This window comes from Treponema sp. OMZ 798, from assembly GCF_024181385.1.
Lineage (GTDB): Bacteria > Spirochaetota > Spirochaetia > Treponematales > Treponemataceae > Treponema_B.
The window spans coordinates 667,027-687,048 of sequence record NZ_CP051305.1 but is presented as its reverse complement, the minus strand read 5'-3'; the positions used below and the strand labels follow the sequence as shown (position 1 = coordinate 687,048).

Genomic DNA, 20,022 nt, shown 5'->3' with positions numbered 1-20,022 from the left:
TTTATAAAAAGTATAGTATTTTTTTCTAAAATATATTATTATGTGGGTAATTATGGGAAAGAAAAATACATCTTTAGGCTGTTTTTTTTGGCTTGCATTTATTTTATTGATAGCCCTGCTCTTTTTTATCAACAAAGACAATATTGCCCGGGTTTTTGAAAAAACAAATGCAATAAGCATATTCCAAAAAAAAGAGCCGCCGGAAGAAAAACAAACTGAAGTAGATCTTGAAGGCATTCAAAACGAAATAGAAAAAATAAGAGCGGCAGAAAAAGATGAAGAAAATTCTTCTGAAGAAAAAGCCGAGGCTGAACCGGCAAAACCTGCTGAACAAGATCAAAAAACGGTAAAGAAAACTTCAGAGCCGGAAAAAGCTCAGGCCGATAAACCTAAGGAAGAAAAAAAGCCTGCTCCTAAAGACTCAACCGAAAAAAATGCAAAGACTGAAGCTAAAACTGCCAAAAAAAGCTCCGAAAACAAAAACAAAGATGAATCTAAAAAAGATGTAACTAAGGTTGAACAAAAAAATGAAAAAGCATCCGAAAAACGCAGCTCTAAAATTTACTTGGTCAAAATAGATTCGGACGGTAAATTGGTAAGAAAGGCAGTTATGAGGCAGCTTGTAAAAACGGATTCACCCTTAACCGATGCCATAAACAGCCTCCTACACGGCCCCACAACGGAAGAAGCAAAACAAGGCTTCCGCTCCTTTATACCTCCCGATACAAAACTTTTATCGATTGAGGTGAAAAACGGGGTTGCAGAAGTAAATATAAGCGAAGACTTTCAATTTAACAGATACGGCATAGAAGCCTATCAAGCCCAGCTTGAACAAATAGTTTTCACTGCATGCGAATTCTCAACAGTAAGCTCGGTTCAATTTTTGATCAATGGCAACAAAAAAGAGTACCTCGGAGCCGAGGGTATATGGATAGGCTCCCCCCTATCGGTTAATTCGTTTTTAAGATAATTTTATAAGTCAAGATAATTTTAAACGGTTAAATGTGTACTTAAAGATATGCATTTCAGCTTATAAGCTCGGTTAGGAAAGAGCCTATAAGCTTCAAGTATTTTAAGAGGATTTAAGATTTAGCCCAAGAATACTTGAGCATTGTTGTCGATAGCCAATATGGTTTTACATTCCGAGCATCTAAAACGTCCGGCCTTAGTAGCCTTAAGTTTCTTTGAACATATAGGACAAGCAAATATTTTAGGAAACACTTGCGCATTTGCGGTTGTACTTGAGCTTTGAAAAAATGCTACCGCATCAGACAAGGCATCCTTAATATTAAAAAATTGCGAAAAGCCTAGAAGCTGGAATATTTCATATACCTTCGGCTGAATATCCAATAAAACTATATCCCCGCCTCTTGGTTTTACTGTTTTTAAAAAGGCTGTAAACGAACCTATACCCGTTGAAGAAACGTAGTTTAAAGCTGCACAGTTAAATACAATCTGTATAAAACCGCCGTCTATAATTTTTGCAATGCGCTTTTGAAAAAACGCAGAGTTATAGGTATCAATGTAGCCGTTCAAAAAAACAACCACGCATTTGTCAAGTCCATCTACTCTTTGAAGCCGAATCTTCAAGCTGTCATCTTTTTCATCATCAAAGCCGGCTATAACACTGTTATTACTCATAATTCTCCCGATTTACTTTCAAAATAAAGAAATAATCCAGTATCTCTAACGTGTATTATACCCTTTATTTTAAAAAAAGTCAAACATAAAACAAAAAAATATCTATTTTTCTGTAACTTGTACTTTTAATAATTCAAAGAATACTATACAAGAACAAAGAAATTCTTTTACAGTTACAGTATCGGCTAATATTCATAGGGTTGTAGCTTATTTTCCAAAATTTAAGATTTTTTTTTAATTTCTCTTGACATAAGAGCCGAATGACAGCAATATACAAAAATGAACTTTGAAAAAACAATTATTCTTTGCCGGCCGGAAACAAGCGCAAACATAGGAGCCGTATGCAGGGTTATGGCAAATACCGGCTTTAACGATTTGAGAATTACGGGAAACAAGGAAGATTACGATGAAACGGAGGTCTTAAAACTGGCCCTTCACGCTTCCCACGTGTGGAGAAATGCTCATTTTTATCCTCCTACCATCGAAGGGCTAAAAGAAGCGGCATCGGATTGCTCAACCTTGATAGGAACCAGCAGACGTACCGGCCATAAACGTAAAGATCTGGGCATCAGCCCCGAAGACCTCTGTCTTGACTTAAAAAGATTTTACGGAGGCAGATTAGGCCTTGTTTTCGGGAATGAACGCACAGGTCTTATAGATGAGGAACTCAATATATGCTCTTTTTCCGTTAATATTCCTGCTGAAGAAGCTTTCGGCTCTTATAATCTTTCCCATGCCGTGCTTATTCTTTGCTATTCCCTGTATATAGCAGAAAAGAATAATCCGAACGCGGAAAAAAACATCTACTTAAAAAAGGCCTCAATGAAGATGATTCAAGAAAATTCCGAACAGATATGTAAATATCTTTCGGGGCTGGGCTTATTTAAAAAGGGCGGTAAAAAAATAAACGAGACCTTTTTTACCGAGCTTTTATCCTCTGCAGGGGCCTCGGAATTCGATACAATGCATTTAACTGAAATTTTTAAGAAACTTTTCTTTATGTACAGTTGTTAGTATACAAATTGAGAGTATGCATGGCGTAATAAAAAAATATTTTTTTTATTGCCGATGATACGGTAATGCAGTATATTTAACACGCAATAGCTTAGCTTTTAGGAGGGAGATTATGGTAACTGTTTTATCGGTAGGGGGCTCTATAGTAGCTCCGGATAAACCTGATTTCGATTTTTTAGATAAATTTTCAAAAACTATAAGAACTTGGCTTTCTCAAGACTCATCACGAAAACTCATTATGGTAATCGGAGGAGGCGCTCCTGCCCGGGATTATCAAAACGCATATAGAACAGTTTGTGATCTAAGAAAGGCCCCGGCAAAAAATGATGAGGCAGATTGGATAGGAATAATGGCAACAAGACTGAATGCCCAGCTTGTAAAGGCAGTTTTTGAAGATCTTTGCCCTAATCCCGTGGTGTATGACCCTACGGCAATAGATAAATTCGGCGGACAAATTCTGGTTGCAGCAGGCTGGAAACCGGGTTTTTCGACAGATAATGATGCCGTAGTCCTTGCAGAAAATTTTGGAGGAAAGTTGGTAGTAAACCTTTCAAACATTGCCAAAGTTTATACTGACGATCCCAAAAAAAATCCTGAAGCAAGACCTATAGATTCAATATCTTGGGAAGATTTTATAAAAATAGTCGGGACCGAATGGATTCCGGGAAAAAATACCCCCTTTGATCCCATAGCCAGTCAAAGGGCTCAAAAAGCAGGCTTAAAGGTAATATGTGCGGCAGGCAAGGATATTGAGAATTTGGAAAACATTCTCAATGGTAAAGAATTTAAAGGAACGGTGATAGGCTAGTGGAAAATTATTATAATATTCTTAATGTTTCTAATAATGCTGATGAAGACCAAATTAAACACGCATATAGAGCCTTGGCTATGAAATATCATCCCGATAAAAATCCGGACAACAAGATAGCCGAAGAAAAATTTAAGCGTATAAGTGAAGCGTACTCCGTGCTTTCCGACCCTCAAAAGCGAAGGGACTATAACTTCAGTATGTCAAGCTCCTTTAACTCATCAGGAAAAACCTATACTTACAGTCAAAACACAAGTCCCTTTGGAGAAGATCTTTTCAGCTCTAAATGGTGGAAAAAGTGGAGAGATGTCCGCAATGAGAATGCAAAGAAAAGAGAAAAGATCAGCCGAAGCGAAGCCTTCAAAATTCTTATACGCGGTATAATACTAACAATAGTCGGTCTATTATTTTTTAAGAGTATTATCTTTTTAGGAATTTTCGGGCTTCTTTTAGCCTTATCCCTTGTTACGGAGGGAGTCCTCCGAATACGGAAAGGCTATATGGCGATATTCGATTAAGGCTTACCTTTAATTGAGAGCTTAGCCCTAAGGTGAGTGCTTATCTTTCTCTGAAGATAATTCGGCCTCTTGTCAAGTCATAGGGGGATAGGGCAACTTTGACCGTATCTCCCGGTACAATTTTAATATAATGCTTGCGCATTTTTCCCGATAAATGAGCCAAAATAACATGACCGTTTTTTAACTCAACCCTAAACATAGTATTGGGAAGAGACTCCTTAACAATACCTTCAACTTCAATTGCTTCTTCCTTAGCCACAAGACCTCCAAAAAAATGAATAAATTCCAAAAAAACATTTGCTTTTTGCTTAATTTAGTCGTATAATTCTAAAGTCTATTAAAAAAATTGTCAACTAGGAGACGTATATGAAAAAGAAGTTTATTGAGGAAATGAAAGAATATTTGCTAAAAGAGAGGGACGAAATACTAGCTTCATTGCAGCGGAATGATGAGGAGTATGCAGAAACCTTAGCAAACAGCATTCCCAAAGACTTTGCAGATCTGGCCTCGTATAGTACCGACAGAGATATGCTCGAATTTATCGGCGAAAATAATGTAAAAAAGCTGCAAAAGATTGATTCTGCATTGGAAAGGATAAGAGAGGGTAAGTATGGAAAATGCATTACCTGCAAGGAGCAGATTCCTGAAGACAGGCTAAAGGCCCTGCCCTATGCCCTAAAATGCATTCAATGCCAAACCAAATCCGAAAAAAAGATGCGTCCTTAAATAAACTGTGACCGTCTAAAAAGGCCTTGAGCTTAAAGCTTCAAGGCCTTTTAATTTTATTCTTTTAATTTTATTATAGATAACTTATCCGAAAAATCCGCCCGACATCATTTTAGCCTGCAAACCCTTATTTTTTGATACCTTCCTCATCATTTGACGGGTCTTTTCAAATTGCTTTAAAAGCTTGTTTACATCGCCTACAGAGGTTCCGGAACCCTTTGCAATTCGCTTACGGCGGGGCGGGCCTATGATGCGGAAATTATCTCTTTCCTTTAAGGTCATAGATTGGATTATAGCCTTTTGGCGTTTTAAAAGAGAGAGGTCAAGCTTATCCTTATCTATTTGACCTGAAAGCCCCGGAATCATATCGAGCATGGACTCTAGGGGGCCCATCTTTTCGGCCTGCTCCAACTGCATGAGCATATCGGCAAGGCTGAAACTTTCGCTTTGCATCTTTTTTTGAAGCTTCTCTGCCTCTTCTTCGTCATAGAGGGCTTGAGCCTTTTCGACAAGCGAAACAATGTCGCCCATGCCCAAGATACGGCTTGCAATGCGGTCGGGGTAAAAGGCTTCAAAATCTTCGAGCTTTTCGCCTGTTCCTATGTAAAAAATAGGCTTGCCTGTTATGGTCTTTAAAGAAAGAGCTGCACCGCCTCGGGTGTCGGAGTCGAATTTGGTAAGGATTAAACCGGAAAGCCCTACCTGCTCATCGAATTCCTTTGCAACATCAACGGCGCTTTGTCCCGTCATGGAGTCGGCAACAAGGATGGTCTCCATAGGTTTTACGGCCGACTTGATATTGACGATTTCCTTCATCATGTCTTCGTCGATTTGGAGGCGTCCTGCCGTATCGACTATGACCGTATCGTAAAAGTTCTTTTTTGCAAAGGCCAAGGCATTTTTGGCTACCCTTACCGCATCCTTTGTTTCTTCCTTGTAAACAGGCACGCCGATATTTTCTCCCAAAACTGAAAGCTGCTCTACAGCGGCAGGGCGTACAAGGTCGCAGGCAGCGAGCAAGGGCTTTCGGCCCTCATTTTTAAGTTTTAAGGCCAATTTTGCGGCACTTGTAGTCTTTCCTGAGCCTTGAAGACCTAAAAAGAGGATAATCGATTGGGTATCAGGCCCCCTGAGGTCAAGAGCTTTTTTTTCGTCCCCCAAAAAGGAGGTCATCTTATCGTATACGATTTTTGTAAACTGTTGCCCGGGGTCTACGGATTTTAAAACCCTTTCACCCTTGGCTTCTTCGGCTGTGGCATTTATAAAACGGCGTACAACACGCAAGTTTACGTCGGCATCCAAAAGGGCCGTTTTTATTTCTTCGATTGTATCTTCGATATTTTTTTCGGTAATTTTGGATTTACCGCTCAAAGAGCGCAGTATTCCGCCGAATTTTTCGGTAATATTTTCGAGCATATTACTTTGTATCTCCCTTTAGTAAGTTTTCTATTAAGTCAAGAGGTTTTAATTCCTTGTTTAAGATTTTATAAAGCCCCGAACATATGGGCAGCTTTAAATTACGCTTTTCTGCGAGAATGTTCAAGTATTTACAGGCCACTACCCCCTCGGGCAAGTAGCCTATCTTATCTATATTTTTAATGAGATCGTCCAAATTTTCAAAAGAAAGGAGAATCTTTTTTGTTATGATTTCGTTTCCGAAACGGCGGTTTCTGCCGTACTTACTTCGGCAAGTTACATCCAAATCCCCCACTCCGGAAATCGATGTAAAGGTTTCGGGATGGGTAGCCCCCATTGCCCTGCCTATAATCTGAATCTCGTTTAAACCTGCCGCCAAAAGAAGGGATTCGGTATTGTCGCCGAAGATATCGGAGGTTACTGTCAAGGCATCCAAGACACCGAAAGCGACGGCTATAACGTTTTTAGCGGCTGCACAAACCTGAACTCCGATTATGTCCAAGCTGGAATAAACAAGCATACTCCTCGATTTTAAAATCTCGCGGCAGCGGATAGAGCACATGGGATTTTGAGAAGCGGCTATAAGACCTGTCAGCTTACCCTCAGCCACCTCTTCTCCATGGCTGGGGCCTGCTACATAGACCAGATGATTTTTATAAAAATCGGGAAGCATTTTTTCTAAAACATCTATTATAAACTGAGGCTCCCCGTTTTCATCCGGAATAAAGCCCTTTGTCAACACTGCTATTGTCGGATAAGGCATTTCACCGTCATCATGGCTGAAAGGAGCAAATTTAAGCAACTCTTCAACTGTTGAGGTTAAATAGAGAGAAGGGCTTGCTAAAAAAATAAAAGAAGCATCCTTGCATACATCCTCCATATCTGTAGAGGCAGAAACAGTCTTAGGCAATTTATGGTTAGGTAAGTATTTTACATTTATTTGGTCCGTGTTTATCGAATCGGCAACGGAAGCACTATGGCTCCAAAGAACAACCCTTTGTCCGTTTTTACCTAGAGAACAGGCAACAGCCGTTCCCCAAGAGCCTGCTCCGATAATGGCAATCTTATCGTTCACAAATTTTCTCCTGTTTTTGAGTTTATCATTTTTTGATAAAAGTTTCAATAAATGGAAATTCAAAAACAAGCTTCTTTTCCGTTCTTTACAATTTGCAGATACTGTGATATATTGGTTTCATGCGTAATAAATTAAACTCAAAGGCATTTTTTTTTGCGGTAATTTTACTCTTCGGCTTGATGTTTTCATGCAAAAAAAATGAAACCTATGAAATGTCTTCCGATGACGTTTCCTTAGCGGAAGTTCTTGTAAGATCTAAGATTATTGTAGGGGTAAATGTATACAATCCGCCCATATGTTTTTACAATAACAACAATGAAATCATAGGCTTTGATGTCGATGTCTTTAAAGAAATAGCCAATATAATGAATATAGAGGCAGAATTCCGTCCTATAGTTCCAAGTGAGGTAAACGAGCTTATCAATTCCGGAGCTATAGACTGTATCGCATCAGGGTTTTCTTATTCGAATGAGAGAAATGAGACCTATGAGCTTACACAAGCTTATTTACGCAATGCAATAGTTCTTTTAACTCTAAGATCAAGGGAAATTAAAACTATCGAAGATCTAAAGGGTAAGAAGATAGGCGGACAAAAAGGAAGTTTAGGGGCAGCCTTGATTAAAAATAATCCCGATATGATGAGTCAAATACATTCAATCAATGACTCATATAATAATATTCCTCAAATTTTGGGAGACTTAAAAACTCTTGGATTAGACGCCTGTGTCGGAGATATTTCAACAATAGCCGGATACCTGAGTAAAGAGCCGGATGTATACAGTCTTGTCGGACAGGCTGTAGCCTTAGACTCTTATGTATATGCCTGTAAAAAAGGAAGTAAGGCTTTAAAAATGGAAATAGAAAGAGTTTTATACGTATTAGAAAAAAAAGGTATTCTTGAAAAAATTTCAAGAAAATGGTTTGATGCGGATTTAGTAATTTTTGGAAAGTAGATAAGGAAAATTTATTATGAAAAAAAATTATAATTATATTTTTAAACTTAGCTTTATCTTTTTATTTGCGGTATTGGTTATGACATCTTGTAAACCTAAGGCCGTCCGCATACAAAAAAAAGAAAACGATATTTCTCTTGCAAAAATTCTAGTAAAAAAAGAATTTATAATAGGTATAAGAGATGATCACCCTCCTTTTTCTTTTCTCAATCTTTTTACGACAAAAATGGAAGGCTATGATATTGAGATAGCTCAAGAACTGTGCAATAAGATGAAGGTAAAACCGATTTTTAAGGCCATTAAGTGGGAGCAAAGAGATAAACTACTTAATGAGGGAGAAATAGACTGTATATGGAGCGCCTTTGCATACAGCAAGGAACGGGACGAAATTTATTCTCTTACCTCACCTTATATAAAGAGTGCTATCATTCTGGTCGTAAAGGATAAATCACCTTACTATTCCATTCAAGACATAAGGGACAAGAAAATAGGAGTTACGGCCTCATCATTTATACAGGAAAGTCTTAAAAAAGCCGAATTTACTCACGGAGCATTTAAAAAGACGGTTATCTTTCAGGGAGCCCAAGAAGCCTTAAATGCTCTTGAAAAGGATGAGGTAGAATGTGTATTATATGACCTTCTTTCAATTAACAGCCTGCAGCAGGCAAGAACAGGATCATACAGAGTTCTTGATGAGGCTATAGCATATGAAGAATATGTTATAGCCTTTAGAAAAAGAGATCTTGCCCTGATGAATGCAGTCGAATCAACCTTAAAAGATATGGCTAAAACCGATTTTTTAGAAAAAACGAGTAAAAAATGGTTCGGCGCTAACATATCCATCATAGGACGCTAAGCCCCTTGAAATATACTTATTTTGTGTAGATGTTGATTATCTCACAAATATAAACGTAATGAAAGTTTTTTTTTGGGTATGAATCTACTATAATTTGAGGATCAATAAATAAATCCATATCGAATTCGCTGCGGTATAGCTTACGGCATGAAAGCACAAGCTTAGCACGCTCAAAGGAGATAACGCCCTCATCAAGCATAACGGGCTTTAAGCCTGTTTCTCTTGCCTTATCGACGTTTCGTCCCGAAACGGATCCGCAAAAAGCCAGAGTGTTCCTAGCCCATGGATCATTTTCGTCAAAAAAAGAAAGAGTTATATAATCTTCTTTATCGATAAATTCGGAAGTATATCTGGTGGGCCTTACATAAACGGTAGCTGTCAGCTTATTCCATAAAAACCCTATAGATCCCCAGCCGGCAGTCATTGTATTCCATTGTTCACGCCCGGTTCCGCATCCTGCAGTCAGTAAAAAACCCTCATTATTCGGACCGGTAATCGATGAAATAGGCTTTATCAATTTATCCAGAACTTCGGCAGTCGCTTTTTGCAGTTTAAATTGTGACATAAATTACCTCCGAATTTATTATATACGATAATCCTTTGATGTGCAAGAAGAAATTTTTCTTCTTTTATATTTTTAAATTTTATGATACAATGCATAAATGAAGAAGTTTTTGTGCATTTTTTTTGTTGCTTTAATACTGTCATGCCGCTCGGCTCGAATAAGAACGATAAGGACCAATCGGGCAGAAGCGGAAATATTTTATAAATCGGAAAAAACCGAAGACGGCTTTTTAGGCTTTCAGACGGATGTAAGCTTTCCTCCGGAAGATGAAAAATTTGATCCTTCAATTTTGCCGAACAGTTTTATTCCCTTTAAGGCTTATAAGGGTCAAGGAACCGTTTATTTTTATACTGAAAATATAAAAAGCTTTTTCTTATATTTAAACGGAAAAAAAATAGATACAAAAAAAATATGCAAAAATAAATATACTCAAATCTACATTGGAGATGATGTAATAAACGGCACCAATAATTTACTTATTACAAATATTGAAGCCGAAAAAAGCTTTGATAAGGATTATACCCTGTCGGTAAAAATCCCCTACCCTTCCATTATCGAAAAAAAAGAAAAATTAAATAACGTAAACTATAGGGCCTTTCAAATAATAGACGACCTTATGAAGGCAGAAATAGAAAATGGCTTTCCTTCTGCACAAATTGTAGTGGTAAAGGACGGAAAAATGATAAAAAACTCGGCCTACGGTTATATAAGCACTGTAGACGAGTTCGGTGCTCCTCTGATAAATAAAAAGCCTATTACGGATAAAACCCTTTTCGATTTGGCGAGCAATACCAAGATGTACACGGTAAATTTTGCCTTACAAAAGCTTCTATCCGAAGAAAAAATTTCAATTTACGATAAGGTAAGCAGTTTTTTCCCGGAGTTTAAGGATAAAAAGAGAGCTCTTTTTAAGGGAAAAAGCGAGATCACCATTGAAGACTTATTAAAGCATCAGGCGGGTTTTCCTGCCGGGGCTCAATACTATGTAAACAAAAAGATAACTAAAAAAAAGAAGGCCGATAAAAGACAAAACAAGGAAATTGTTTTAGAGCTTATTTGCAGCACTCCGCTAATATATCCACCCCGTACGGAGGTCTTATACTCGGATATAGACTATATGCTCTTAGGCTTTATTATAGAAAAGGTAACAGGGCTTCCCTTGGATAAATATGCGGAAGAAAATCTTTATAAACCCTTAAATTTATCTTCGGTTTGCTATGAGCCATTAAAAAAAGGCTTTACAAAGGAAGATATTACCGCAACCGAAATACATTCCCCAAAAAGAACAAAGGATTTAAAATTTAAGGATCTAAAATACTTGCCCGTTCACGGAACAGTGCACGATCCGGAAGCCTATAATTCCATGAATCAGGTAAGCGGTCATGCAGGGCTTTTTGCAAATGCAAAAAGTATAGCGGTTCTTGCTCAGGTTATGCTGAACGGCGGAGGATACGAAAACGTCAAACTATTTGATTCAAGCGTTTTGAATTTATTTACCAGTCAGGGAAACTTTTTTTCGCAGGCAGGTTTAGGATGGAGGAGGCAGGGGCTTAATAACAGCTATGCTTGGGCCTTTTCACAGCTTGCAAGCCCAAACACAATAGGGCACACGGGCTGGACGGGAACCTTGACCGTAATCGATCCTAAGGAAGATTTAATAATTATAATCTTTACAAGTGCAAAAAACACCCCTGCCCTTTTCGGAAAAAACTTTCGCGGAAAGTATGAGGGCGATTTTTATCTTGCAAAAAACTATGGAGCCCTTACCACCCTTATTTATTCCGCATTTAAAAACTATGATGACGCGATGCTGGATCAAATGCTTATCGAACTTGCAATCGGCAGAAAAGAAATTATAGATACGATTCCCGAAATCTACGGCAACGAAGGTTCCTACAAAGACCTAAAAGCCCTTATGGAAGGCATAAAAAAACAGTCAAGGCAATCGGCTGCATTGAGAGGCTTTTTAAAAAGCAAAAAAGCAAAAGAGATATTCGAAGATTTGACCTCAAGGCACTCAAAGAAAAATTTGGCAAAACGCCATTCCGAAGGTACGGTAAAATGAAAAAGGCCTTTTGTTTATTTTTCTTTTTTAGCCTTACAATCCTGGCCCTTGCTAAAGAAAAAACGGACAAGCCGGATTTTAAGCTCGGCATTGAAAGAGTAGACGAGTTTTTTAACCTTTTTAAAGGAAAAAATATAGGCTTGATTACCAACCAAACAGGTATAGATTCTTTGGGAAGATCGAGCATCGAAATTCTATATGAAAAAACAAACCTTAAAGCCCTCTTTTCTCCCGAACACGGAATAAGGGGAAACGCAAGGGAGGGAGCGGGAATTTCCAACACAGTAGACAAAAAAACGGGGCTCACAGTTTACAGCCTTTACGGAAAAACAAAGCGGCCTACAAAGGAAATGCTGCAGCAAGTGGATGTTTTATGCTTCGATATTCAGGATGTAGGCGCAAGGTTTTACACATATATTTACACAATGGCCTATGCCATGGAGGCCTGCGCCCGTGACAGAAAGACCTTTGTAGTTTTTGACAGGCCCAATCCCATAAACGGAATAAATGTCGAAGGAAATATCTTGGAAGAGGAATATAGATCCTTTACAGGCTATTTTCCCATTGTGCAGCGTCACGGAATGACTTGCGGGGAATTAGCCTTGATGTTCAATGAGGAATTTAAGATAGGCTGTAATTTAAAAGTAATCCCGATGCAGGACTGGAAGAGGGAAGATTATTTTGAGGACCTCAATTTGATGTGGATTCCGCCCTCGCCCAATATTCCCACACCCGATACGGCCTTGGTCTATTCCGGCTTTTGTATTTTTGAAGGAGTAAATATTTCGGTAGGCCGCGGAACCACAATGCCCTTTAAATACATAGGAGCCCCCTACATAGAGGCTGAAGCCTTGGCAGAAAAACTAAATGCTCTCAACCTTGCCGGAGTATTTTTTAAACCCGCTTATTTTACACCCTCTCTTTCGGTTTATAAGGATGAGCTATGCGAGGGGATTCAGATAATCGTAAAGGATAAAAACAAATTTTTACCCGTAAAGACCGGAATTGCAGTGATGTACAAGATAAAGGAAATGTATCCGGATAAGTTTAAGATAAACAACTACCCCGTAAAACACTGCGGCCTAAATCTATTAACCGGAACGGATAAGCTAAGCACAATGAGCCTTTCCTTAGATGAGTACCTTAAATTTATCGAAAAGGACGAACAAAGGTTTTTAAAGAAGAGGAAAAGGTATTTGATGTACTAAAAAGGGCGAACTAGGAAAAGTTCGAATGCCGAACGACAAACAGCAAAGGTCGAATGATGGGAAGTACGAATGCCGAACGGTAGGAAGTACGAAGTCGTCAGGTGGGTCAAAGGCATAGTCCACCTTTTACTCGCATTGCGTATCGCAAGATACATCACTTTATATATCGAATCATCATCCGGAAAGCTTGATTTATTGCGAGTAACTTTTCTAAAGTTTTTCCACTTCTTCTTTGCTTAGGCCGGTGGCTTTTGAAATAATCTCTAGAGCAAATCCCATTTCAAGTAAGTTTTTTGCCGTTTCGAGTTTATTTTGGTATGAGCCTTCGGCCAAACCTTCTTCCAAACCCGCGGCACGGCCTTCAGCTAATCCCTCTCTTCTAGCTTCATTCCTTTCACATTCGACATACATCTCGTATTTTTCGTTAGAGAGTTCTATTGCCATCCGCCTCTCTTCATCCGTTACCCTAAAGAGTGTTGCTTCTGCCATCCTTATTCCCTCCTCCAATTTACACAATTCTTCCAACATTCCGCTTCTTTTGTCTTCTTCATAGTTGGCTAAAAACCTTATCCAAAAGTCTTTTAGGCTATAATCTTCCAAGCTCTTTTTCATAGTATAAACTATTAGCTCGTTTAATTCAACATAAAGATATTGAATTACAGAGCTCTCAGATACTCTTACAAGTTCTGCATTTTTAGGAACGTCACAGCCGAACACCGAAAGGCTTATTGCGTACAAAAAATCATCTTCTTTAGGCTCTGTCTTTAAAAATCGTGAGGCCATGCGCATCAGGTACATTTGATTTCGCCTTGGGTAATTGGCTTTCCAAAACTGCTGCATTTCAAGGTCTACAAGAAGACCTGTATCGGTCTTAATCAAAAAATCAAGGCGGTAGGTTTCTCCGGCCGGCCTATCCCTGATGAGCTCGGTGTTAAGGATGTCGGCCTTTGTGATTTTACCGTAGGAATCTTCCAAAAAAGCATTAAGAAAGCTTATGAGAGCCTTGTTTCCTTCCTCGCCTTTGGAAAACATCAGCTTGAATACCCAATCGGTCTTGGGGTTTAAAATTTTCTCTTCATTCATAAGAACTCCTATTTTAGGTGTCAGGCAGTATCTTCCTTCCTGCCTTCACATAATTATAGGGTTTTACTTTGAATAAATAGTAAAATTTTTTTAAAAAAATTGGAAAGTTCGAATGATGGAAATATCGAATGTCTGAAAGTACGAATGCCGTACTTCTCACTTCGCCATTTGTCCTTCGCACTTTGAACTTCGCACTTCTCCCTTAAAATATCTGTCTATAACTCTTTAAAAACTTGCTAATCTATGTTATAATACGAACGGCAAGGAGACATAGCTATGAGTACTTCAAACAGAAAATATAAAGACTCGGTCTTCGTCGATTTATTCAGCGAAGATGAAAAGGCAAAAGAAAACTTTTTATCGCTTTATAATGCTCTGCATGGTACTTCTCTTACAGCTGCGGATGCTTTGAAGAACATCCGCTTGGATCAAGTCTTGTACATGACTTTTTATAATGATGTGTCCTACCTTGTAGAAAACAAAATTATAGTTCTAGCGGAGCATCAATCAACTATCAATCCCAACATGCCTTTACGCTGCCTTGAATACATCAGCCGCCTTTACGAAACCTTCTTTGAATCAAAAGAAAAATATAGCCGTAAACTTCTTAATATTCCAACCCCGGAATTCTATGTTTTCTACAATGGGGAAGAACCTTTTCCTTCCGATAAAACACTAAAACTCTCGGAAGCCTTTATAGAAAGCACAGAAAAACCCAACCTTGAATTAACCGTTAAGGTAATAAACATAAACCGGAACAATAGGCATCCTATACTGGAAAACTGCAAAACGATGCAGGAATACACCGTATTTGTAGAAACGGTAAGGAGATGGAAAAAAACTGATTCTCAAAACGGCTTTCAAAAAGCCATTGAGGAATGTATACAAAACAATATTTTGAGAGACTATCTAAAACGCAAGACTAAGGAGGTAATCAACATGTTACTCGCCGAATATGATTATGAAACAGATATAGCCGTACAGCGTGCTGAAGAACGTGAAATAGCCTTTGCCGAGGGTATTGAGCAAGGTATTGAACGAGGTATTGAGCAAGGTATTGAGCAAGGTATTGAACAAGGCTCACACCAAAAAGCCCTTGAAACTGCTGCAGCATTTAAGCGCCTTGGCTTTGACATTGCTAAAATAGCTGAAGGAACGGGTTTAAGCATTCAAGAAGTGAAATCATTATAAGAATAAGCCTTTTTGAAAATAGGCGGAGCAGATTCAAGGCCGATGAAAAATGTACATCCTTGTACATTTTTCATCTTCGAGTTTTGAGCTTTGCTCAAAACATCGTAAAGTTGAAACCACCGCCATCCGTGGCGGCCGCAGGCGTATCGGGTATACGTTGAGGACACTTTTTTGCCGTGCGACGCAGGAGATGCCCTCGTTTCGAAAAGAGGAGGTAATAAACATGTTATTAGCCGAATATGATTATGAAACCGATATAACCGTACAGCGTGCCGAAGAACGTGAAACAGCAAAGCTGATGAAAGAAGCAAATTGCGAACTTAATTTTATTATGCAAATGACAAGGCTTTGCAAAGAAGAAATTGAAGCTTTATAAAATTAACCCGCAATAAACCAATTTTGTAATATCCCACGAGGCCGCCTAGTATAGTACTGAAATATGTGCCATATTTTAGCTGTAATAGGTCACCTATTACTAAGGACGAACTATGGAAAGGTCGAATGTCGCACTTCGCACTTTGTACTTTGCAGCCTCATCAGCCAAACGCATAAGAACGTAAAACAGCATTAATTTTTGTTTTATAGCCTTTACCTTGAGCTTTAAACCATTCCAATACATCAGCATCTATTTTAATACTATTTTCATCTTTTTTATGTACTTCATACCATGGTTTGAATTTGGCAAGCTCTTCTTTAGATTGTTCGGGGCAATCATCAGCAGGGATAGACTTTGCTTTTCGGATAGTTTGTTTTTCTTCTTCTGTGAGCGGAGTTTTCTTTAAATCATCTAATGTCATAGTTACTATAGTATTCATTTATTTCCTCCTGATTTGCTTTTCGTGCAGATATAAGCCTAATTATATTGTTCTTTCGTTCCGTAAACACAACAAAAAGCACATCTTCAACAAGACCGATCGCATTCCAACGCTGTTCTTCAATAGTTGAATGCTGCTCGTCGTATTTTTCTATACGCTTATTATCGAGAAAAATACGAGCTGCTATTCTGAATGAAATACCGTCATGTTTTTTTATGTTAGTTTCATTTTTAACCTCATCCCATTCAAAAATCATATCCAGCTCTCTTTTAATTTATAGTATATATGTGATTGCATACATAGTCAAGGTACCGAAAGTCAGGGTAACCGCACCAGAGTTTCATCTTCGCAAAAAACATAGGCTGTTCAACCCGCCTTTCGCCGCTATGCGGCTGCAAGAGGGGTATTCACAGCCTATTTTTTTGCTATTTTGTTCCCCCTATGATGCGGTTACCCTGTTTTTTTGAACAAAAGAGCGAAATTTTGTTTAAAATTTCGCTCAATAAGGAAGCCAACCGCTTCAGCAATCTGGTGCGGTTGCCCTGTACCGAAAGTACGAATGATGGGAAGTTCGAATGCCGAACGACGAAGGTCGAACTTCGCACTTCACTACCACTCATTAAACCATTTTGCAGGTGCTGCATCGGTAAAGCGGAGCGCGTTTGTTTCCATATTAAGCGCGGCTATGCGGTTGCGGTTTGCCGTAATGATCGTATGATGACCGCTATAAACGGCATCAAAGCCGTCGTCGGCTATGTAGATATTGTCCTCGTCAAAGCCGATTACCTTTACCGCCCCGTAAAAGTTATTGGAATAATCGTACGGCTTATAAAGTGTATGATTGCTGGTATTAATTTTGGGGTCGGTAAAACCGATTTTTACGGGGTCCTCATCCAAATTGTTTATATTATAGCGCACAACGCCGCCGAAAGCATAAACGGGAAAATTGAAACCGCTAGGTCTATACTCTGTCTTAAAAAGTACATAGGCATAACCATTGCGGATAAAAATATCGGTTACCTCGGAAGTCTCACAATCATCGATTTCAATATCATCATCGATTTCTTTTTCAGTAGGTGATTCTGTGCTGCCAATATTTTTGACATAGATTTTAGGTTCAGTAGGGGCATCATGCCCAAACCATACAACACGATCGTTATCGATTGCTGCCTGACCTTTAAAAAACGTGAGGCTTGTTAGAGAGGAACCGTTGACCGCGTTTTCTTCTATTTCATAAACACTACCGTTTTGATAAACAACATAAGTTATGCCTGTTGTAAAATCATTCATAAATGCTGAAGGGGTAATAGACGGAGCTAGCGGAAGACTTATATTCTCAGGTCCGTCACCCTCGCTCGTATAGCGTACAACATAGGTATTGCCGGCTTCATATCGTACATACACTCTTCCCAAACTGTCTCGGGCAAAGATATGCTCCGACCTTGTCGATTGGGGCACAGTAATCGGTTTTCCGTCCATGTAGAGGGTTAAGTCATAATTAACGTCCCCATATGCGGAAACTGTTTTTTTCTGTGTAAACAGCAGGTTATTTAAACCTGAAGCTTTTTTGCTTAAGAGGACTATTACCTGATTTCGGCCTGAGGTTACGGTGTGGGTCTTTTTACCTGACCATTGGGAAGAAGCATTAGAGGCCGTAACCGTTATCTCGAGCTTTTCGCCTATGGGAACAAGCTCAATTAAGGATTTGGATTCTTCGGCAGCCAGCTCCCGTATTATCGTATAGCCGTTTTCCCTGACTATCTTGATTTTCATATCTGTCGATGAAAGAACAGGAAGTCCATTGGAGTCCAATGCCCTTGCTCCGTCAGGAAGAGTTCCGTCAAAGCTCAAAATAAGCTCGCCGTATTCTTCATTTACAAACAGATTACACGATGACACCGTCAAAACAAGTACCAAAATAAAAAATAATATCTTTTTCATAAAAAACCTCCTCAAAATAAAGGCCGAACGATGGAAAGTTCAAATGCCGAATGACAAATGCCGAACGGCAGGAAGTACGAACTTCGAACTTTGTACTTCGCACTTCTTACTTTGAACTTCGAACTTTGTTTCTTTCATTATACATCAAAAAATTCAAAATACCAAGCAAAATGAAGAAAAAATTACATAAATTTAAAAGCATCAAAGGGATAGCCGTTTCTTAGGATTGGGAGGGAGAATTACCTTTTTAACATTGCAGTGCAGAATTTTTAAGTGCAACATGTTTATAATAGGATTGTAATCCGTCAATATGTTCCATTAAATCAGGCAAAATTTTATGTCCCATCGGGTCAACTATAAAATCAATGCCTTCTCGGCGTGCTAATTTAGCAGCCGGCACAAAATCACTGTCTCCAGTAATAAGAATAATCTGATCAGTCAACTTTTTATATGCAAGAGTAGCAATATCTATACCGATTTTCATGTCTACCCCTTTTTGCCGTAAAACCAAATCAAAATCATTCTCAGTTATATCTGAAATTGATAAACGTTCTGAAAACAGCTTTTTAACCGTATTATTCTTTAAACCATAGTAAGCAGTGCTATCAGCCAATGTCCCCATCCTTAAAGCAACCTTTCTTTGATGAATTAACTGTTCAATAAATTCCACCATCCATTTATTGGTATCGGTTTTTGAAAAATCTATATTCTTTTTAGTTAGAGGATGATATAAGGCTTTTGATATTGGAGGACAGTCATAATAAAATATTCGGTATAATTCGTTCCACTAGGTGCAGTTTACAATATTTTATTAATTCGGTAACACGCTCATCCGGCCGTTTTTTACCAAAATGATATAAGGCTTGTTTACGGTAAAATCCCCCATCCACTAAAATAGCAGTTCTTTTCATCAAATCTCCTCCCAATATAAAAAAACCTGTAACTCCGGCTTATCCCGAATAAGTGGGAAGCCGTACTATACAGGTTTGTTAAAACAGTACTCATAAAGAGTAACTATAATTATAATATACATTTTTTTTATATTTGTCAAGTAATCTTTTTTACAACTTAGCTACATAAATTCAAATGCATCAAAGGGATAGCCGTTTCTTAGGATTGGGAGGGAGGCGTCAATTTCGGTGTTTGAGGGTACTTTATAGGGCAAATTAAGTTTGAAAATTCGGTTGACGGCCTTGCCGCAAAGTTCTTCTAAGCGGGCTTCAGAGCAGCCGGCCTTGCGCAGTTCTTTTAAAAGAATGAGAGAGCCTGCAAAGCCGGGGATGCCGGAGGCGCCTTTTTTCTTATCTTCGATTGTATGAGGGGCATGGTCGCTTTCTATCCAATCGGCCTCACCCGAAATCAAGGCCTTAAAAACGGCTTCTTGGTCTTTTTTTTCACGCAAGGGAGGATTCATCTTTACAAAAAGGCCCGACTTTTTATAAGAATCGATATTTAAAAGAGCGTGGTGGGCCGTAACTCCGCAGGAGATATTCAGTCCGCTTTTTTTTGCATCAGAGACCAGCCTTATTCCCTCTTTTGTACTTATGTGACAAATATGAAGGTGCCCCTTAAAACCCGCAGCTTTAATAAGTTCAATTTGGTCCTTTATAGATTCTATTTCGGCAATAGGCGGACGGGCAAGGCTGTGAGTTATAGGATTTTCAATATCAAAGATTGAATTATTCATGAGGCTTTCTTTTTCGCAATGGACAGCTATTAAGCCCTCATAACCGAGTCTTGCAAGGGCGGAATAAACCTTTCTTTGATCTTCTTTTTCGACTATTCCCATATTGCCTGTCGAATGACCGGCAAACATCTTAAAACCTACTATTTTAGGAAAATGCTCCTTATAAAACAAGACCATTTTTTCTATCTGCGAAGCATCGGAAGTAAGGCCGCCGTAAACACCGTAAAAGCCGGAAACACCGGCGGCTTTTATCGACTTATCTGCAAGAGCAAAGCGTTCCAAAACCGCATCTCCATTTGTAAGAGGAGGATTTGTATTAGGCATATCAAAGAAGGCCGTAAAACCTGCAGGGCAGGCCAAAGAAAGGGCATGAGCGATGGTTTCTTTTTCGGCCAATAGGCCGTCCCTAAGGTGAACATGTGAATCTATCATAAATTTCTCTTTTTAAAAATTTTAAAAA

At 38.8% G+C, this 20,022-nt stretch carries 23 protein-coding genes; 11 read left to right on the top strand and 12 right to left on the bottom strand.

Annotated features, from left to right (window positions below):
* Positions 1-52: 52 nt before the first annotated feature.
* Positions 53-970 (top strand): GerMN domain-containing protein, encoded by a 918-nt coding sequence (locus tag E4O07_RS03240; RefSeq protein WP_253707918.1) that lies wholly within the window; start codon positions 53-55, stop codon positions 968-970.
* Positions 971-1,089: 119 nt separating this feature from the next.
* Here E4O07_RS03240 and E4O07_RS03235 read toward each other — a convergent pair whose 3' ends face one another.
* Positions 1,090-1,641: an STAS domain-containing protein gene (locus tag E4O07_RS03235; protein ID WP_253678547.1), complete on the bottom strand. Its 552-nt coding sequence runs from the start codon at positions 1,639-1,641 to the stop codon at positions 1,090-1,092.
* A gap of 279 nt (positions 1,642-1,920) precedes the next feature.
* Between E4O07_RS03235 and E4O07_RS03230 the strand changes: the two genes are divergently transcribed.
* The 3 genes from E4O07_RS03230 (at position 1,921) to E4O07_RS03220 (ending at position 3,981) form a co-directional block, all read left to right on the top strand.
* Positions 1,921-2,655, top strand: a complete 735-nt coding sequence (locus E4O07_RS03230; RefSeq protein ID WP_253687343.1) for an RNA methyltransferase — start codon at positions 1,921-1,923, stop codon at positions 2,653-2,655.
* A gap of 112 nt (positions 2,656-2,767) precedes the next feature.
* Positions 2,768-3,463, top strand: a complete 696-nt coding sequence (gene pyrH, locus E4O07_RS03225; RefSeq protein WP_253687342.1) for a UMP kinase — start codon at positions 2,768-2,770, stop codon at positions 3,461-3,463.
* Positions 3,463-3,981, top strand: a complete 519-nt coding sequence (locus tag E4O07_RS03220; protein WP_253687340.1) for a DnaJ domain-containing protein — start codon at positions 3,463-3,465, stop codon at positions 3,979-3,981. Before pyrH ends, E4O07_RS03220 begins: the two co-directional genes overlap by 1 nt.
* 40 nt (positions 3,982-4,021) lie before the next feature.
* Here the strand turns inward: E4O07_RS03220 and infA are convergent, their stop codons facing one another.
* Positions 4,022-4,240 carry a translation initiation factor IF-1 gene (infA, locus tag E4O07_RS03215; protein WP_002668257.1) on the bottom strand — a complete coding sequence of 73 codons (219 nt, stop codon included), beginning with the start codon at positions 4,238-4,240 and terminating at the stop codon, positions 4,022-4,024.
* A 107-nt stretch (positions 4,241-4,347) separates the two neighbouring features.
* Here infA and E4O07_RS03210 point away from each other — a divergent pair, with 107 nt between their 5' ends.
* On the top strand, positions 4,348-4,707 hold the full coding sequence (locus E4O07_RS03210; RefSeq protein ID WP_253687338.1) for a TraR/DksA family transcriptional regulator: 360 nt from the start codon (positions 4,348-4,350) through the stop codon (positions 4,705-4,707).
* An 84-nt stretch (positions 4,708-4,791) separates the two neighbouring features.
* On the opposite strand, the gene ffh is transcribed toward E4O07_RS03210, so the two are convergent.
* Together ffh and E4O07_RS03200 are read right to left on the bottom strand one after the other, a co-directional pair.
* Positions 4,792-6,123: a signal recognition particle protein gene (gene ffh, locus E4O07_RS03205; protein ID WP_253687336.1), complete on the bottom strand. Its 1,332-nt coding sequence runs from the start codon at positions 6,121-6,123 to the stop codon at positions 4,792-4,794.
* Position 6,124: 1 nt separating this feature from the next.
* Positions 6,125-7,198 carry an NAD(P)H-dependent glycerol-3-phosphate dehydrogenase gene (locus tag E4O07_RS03200; RefSeq protein WP_253687334.1) on the bottom strand — a complete coding sequence of 358 codons (1,074 nt, stop codon included), beginning with the start codon at positions 7,196-7,198 and terminating at the stop codon, positions 6,125-6,127.
* Positions 7,199-7,317: 119 nt separating this feature from the next.
* Between E4O07_RS03200 and E4O07_RS03195 the strand changes: the two genes are divergently transcribed.
* Complete coding sequence (locus E4O07_RS03195) at positions 7,318-8,151, top strand: ABC transporter substrate-binding protein (protein WP_253687333.1); 834 nt, start codon at positions 7,318-7,320, stop codon at positions 8,149-8,151.
* Positions 8,152-8,167: 16 nt separating this feature from the next.
* Positions 8,168-9,007 (top strand): substrate-binding periplasmic protein, encoded by an 840-nt coding sequence (locus E4O07_RS03190; RefSeq protein ID WP_253687331.1) that lies wholly within the window; start codon positions 8,168-8,170, stop codon positions 9,005-9,007.
* Between the two features lie 16 nt (positions 9,008-9,023).
* Here the strand turns inward: E4O07_RS03190 and E4O07_RS03185 are convergent, their stop codons facing one another.
* Positions 9,024-9,572, bottom strand: a complete 549-nt coding sequence (locus E4O07_RS03185) for a hypothetical protein (protein WP_253687329.1) — start codon at positions 9,570-9,572, stop codon at positions 9,024-9,026.
* Between the two features lie 97 nt (positions 9,573-9,669).
* Between E4O07_RS03185 and pbp4b the strand changes: the two genes are divergently transcribed.
* Positions 9,670-11,637, top strand: a complete 1,968-nt coding sequence (gene pbp4b, locus E4O07_RS03180; protein WP_253687327.1) for a penicillin binding protein PBP4B — start codon at positions 9,670-9,672, stop codon at positions 11,635-11,637.
* The gene (locus E4O07_RS03175) at positions 11,634-12,845 is read left to right on the top strand and encodes an exo-beta-N-acetylmuramidase NamZ family protein (RefSeq protein ID WP_253687325.1); all 1,212 of its coding nucleotides are present in this window, start codon (positions 11,634-11,636) and stop codon (positions 12,843-12,845) included. The genes pbp4b and E4O07_RS03175 overlap by 4 nt, the downstream gene beginning before the upstream one ends.
* Positions 12,846-13,055: 210 nt before the next feature.
* Here the strand turns inward: E4O07_RS03175 and E4O07_RS03170 are convergent, their stop codons facing one another.
* Positions 13,056-13,928, bottom strand: coding sequence for an Rpn family recombination-promoting nuclease/putative transposase (locus tag E4O07_RS03170; RefSeq protein WP_253687323.1), 873 nt, complete (start codon positions 13,926-13,928; stop codon positions 13,056-13,058).
* A 276-nt stretch (positions 13,929-14,204) separates the two neighbouring features.
* On the opposite strand from E4O07_RS03170, the gene E4O07_RS03165 reads away from it, so the two are divergent.
* Together E4O07_RS03165 and E4O07_RS03160 are read left to right on the top strand one after the other, a co-directional pair.
* Positions 14,205-15,119 carry an Rpn family recombination-promoting nuclease/putative transposase gene (locus E4O07_RS03165; protein ID WP_253687322.1) on the top strand — a complete coding sequence of 305 codons (915 nt, stop codon included), beginning with the start codon at positions 14,205-14,207 and terminating at the stop codon, positions 15,117-15,119.
* A 223-nt stretch (positions 15,120-15,342) separates the two neighbouring features.
* Positions 15,343-15,495 (top strand): hypothetical protein, encoded by a 153-nt coding sequence (locus E4O07_RS03160; protein ID WP_253688152.1) that lies wholly within the window; start codon positions 15,343-15,345, stop codon positions 15,493-15,495.
* A 160-nt stretch (positions 15,496-15,655) separates the two neighbouring features.
* On the opposite strand, the gene E4O07_RS03155 is transcribed toward E4O07_RS03160, so the two are convergent.
* The 6 genes from E4O07_RS03155 to E4O07_RS03130 all read right to left on the bottom strand — a co-directional run bounded on the left by E4O07_RS03155 (position 15,656) and on the right by E4O07_RS03130 (position 19,994).
* Complete coding sequence (locus E4O07_RS03155; RefSeq protein WP_253687320.1) at positions 15,656-15,934, bottom strand: BrnA antitoxin family protein; 279 nt, start codon at positions 15,932-15,934, stop codon at positions 15,656-15,658.
* The gene (locus E4O07_RS03150; RefSeq protein WP_253687318.1) at positions 15,903-16,190 is read right to left on the bottom strand and encodes a BrnT family toxin; all 288 of its coding nucleotides are present in this window, start codon (positions 16,188-16,190) and stop codon (positions 15,903-15,905) included. Before E4O07_RS03150 ends, E4O07_RS03155 begins: the two co-directional genes overlap by 32 nt.
* A gap of 353 nt (positions 16,191-16,543) precedes the next feature.
* Entirely contained in the window at positions 16,544-17,875 is a 1,332-nt protein-coding gene (locus E4O07_RS03145; protein WP_253687316.1) for a hypothetical protein, read from the bottom strand.
* Between the two features lie 247 nt (positions 17,876-18,122).
* Positions 18,123-18,548: an NYN domain-containing protein gene (locus E4O07_RS03140; protein WP_253687315.1), complete on the bottom strand. Its 426-nt coding sequence runs from the start codon at positions 18,546-18,548 to the stop codon at positions 18,123-18,125.
* An 82-nt stretch (positions 18,549-18,630) separates the two neighbouring features.
* Positions 18,631-18,786 carry a hypothetical protein gene (locus E4O07_RS03135; RefSeq protein WP_253687313.1) on the bottom strand — a complete coding sequence of 52 codons (156 nt, stop codon included), beginning with the start codon at positions 18,784-18,786 and terminating at the stop codon, positions 18,631-18,633.
* A 161-nt stretch (positions 18,787-18,947) separates the two neighbouring features.
* Positions 18,948-19,994 (bottom strand): dihydroorotase, encoded by a 1,047-nt coding sequence (locus E4O07_RS03130; protein WP_253687311.1) that lies wholly within the window; start codon positions 19,992-19,994, stop codon positions 18,948-18,950.
* Between the last annotated feature and the right edge of the window lie 28 nt (positions 19,995-20,022).

Bases quoted from the DNA above. Each gene is read 5' to 3' on its own strand.
- E4O07_RS03185 (WP_253687329.1), bottom strand. From the start codon at position 9,572: ATGTCACAATTTAAACTGCAAAAAGCGACTGCCGAAGTTCTGGATAAA.
- E4O07_RS03130 (WP_253687311.1), bottom strand. From the start codon at position 19,994: ATGATAGATTCACATGTTCACCTTAGGGACGGCCTATTGGCCGAAAAA.
- E4O07_RS03210 (WP_253687338.1), top strand. From the start codon at position 4,348: ATGAAAAAGAAGTTTATTGAGGAAATGAAAGAATATTTGCTAAAAGAG.
- ffh (WP_253687336.1), bottom strand. From the start codon at position 6,123: ATGCTCGAAAATATTACCGAAAAATTCGGCGGAATACTGCGCTCTTTG.
- E4O07_RS03240 (WP_253707918.1), top strand. From the start codon at position 53: ATGGGAAAGAAAAATACATCTTTAGGCTGTTTTTTTTGGCTTGCATTT.
- E4O07_RS03175 (WP_253687325.1), top strand. From the start codon at position 11,634: ATGAAAAAGGCCTTTTGTTTATTTTTCTTTTTTAGCCTTACAATCCTG.
- E4O07_RS03140 (WP_253687315.1), bottom strand. From the start codon at position 18,548: ATGGTGGAATTTATTGAACAGTTAATTCATCAAAGAAAGGTTGCTTTA.
- E4O07_RS03195 (WP_253687333.1), top strand. From the start codon at position 7,318: ATGCGTAATAAATTAAACTCAAAGGCATTTTTTTTTGCGGTAATTTTA.
- E4O07_RS03165 (WP_253687322.1), top strand. From the start codon at position 14,205: ATGAGTACTTCAAACAGAAAATATAAAGACTCGGTCTTCGTCGATTTA.
- E4O07_RS03230 (WP_253687343.1), top strand. From the start codon at position 1,921: ATGAACTTTGAAAAAACAATTATTCTTTGCCGGCCGGAAACAAGCGCA.
- E4O07_RS03145 (WP_253687316.1), bottom strand. From the start codon at position 17,875: ATGAAAAAGATATTATTTTTTATTTTGGTACTTGTTTTGACGGTGTCA.
- E4O07_RS03155 (WP_253687320.1), bottom strand. From the start codon at position 15,934: ATGAATACTATAGTAACTATGACATTAGATGATTTAAAGAAAACTCCG.
- E4O07_RS03170 (WP_253687323.1), bottom strand. From the start codon at position 13,928: ATGAATGAAGAGAAAATTTTAAACCCCAAGACCGATTGGGTATTCAAG.
- pyrH (WP_253687342.1), top strand. From the start codon at position 2,768: ATGGTAACTGTTTTATCGGTAGGGGGCTCTATAGTAGCTCCGGATAAA.
- E4O07_RS03235 (WP_253678547.1), bottom strand. From the start codon at position 1,641: ATGAGTAATAACAGTGTTATAGCCGGCTTTGATGATGAAAAAGATGAC.
- pbp4b (WP_253687327.1), top strand. From the start codon at position 9,670: ATGAAGAAGTTTTTGTGCATTTTTTTTGTTGCTTTAATACTGTCATGC.
- E4O07_RS03190 (WP_253687331.1), top strand. From the start codon at position 8,168: ATGAAAAAAAATTATAATTATATTTTTAAACTTAGCTTTATCTTTTTA.
- E4O07_RS03150 (WP_253687318.1), bottom strand. From the start codon at position 16,190: ATGATTTTTGAATGGGATGAGGTTAAAAATGAAACTAACATAAAAAAA.
- E4O07_RS03160 (WP_253688152.1), top strand. From the start codon at position 15,343: ATGTTATTAGCCGAATATGATTATGAAACCGATATAACCGTACAGCGT.
- E4O07_RS03135 (WP_253687313.1), bottom strand. From the start codon at position 18,786: ATGAAAAGAACTGCTATTTTAGTGGATGGGGGATTTTACCGTAAACAA.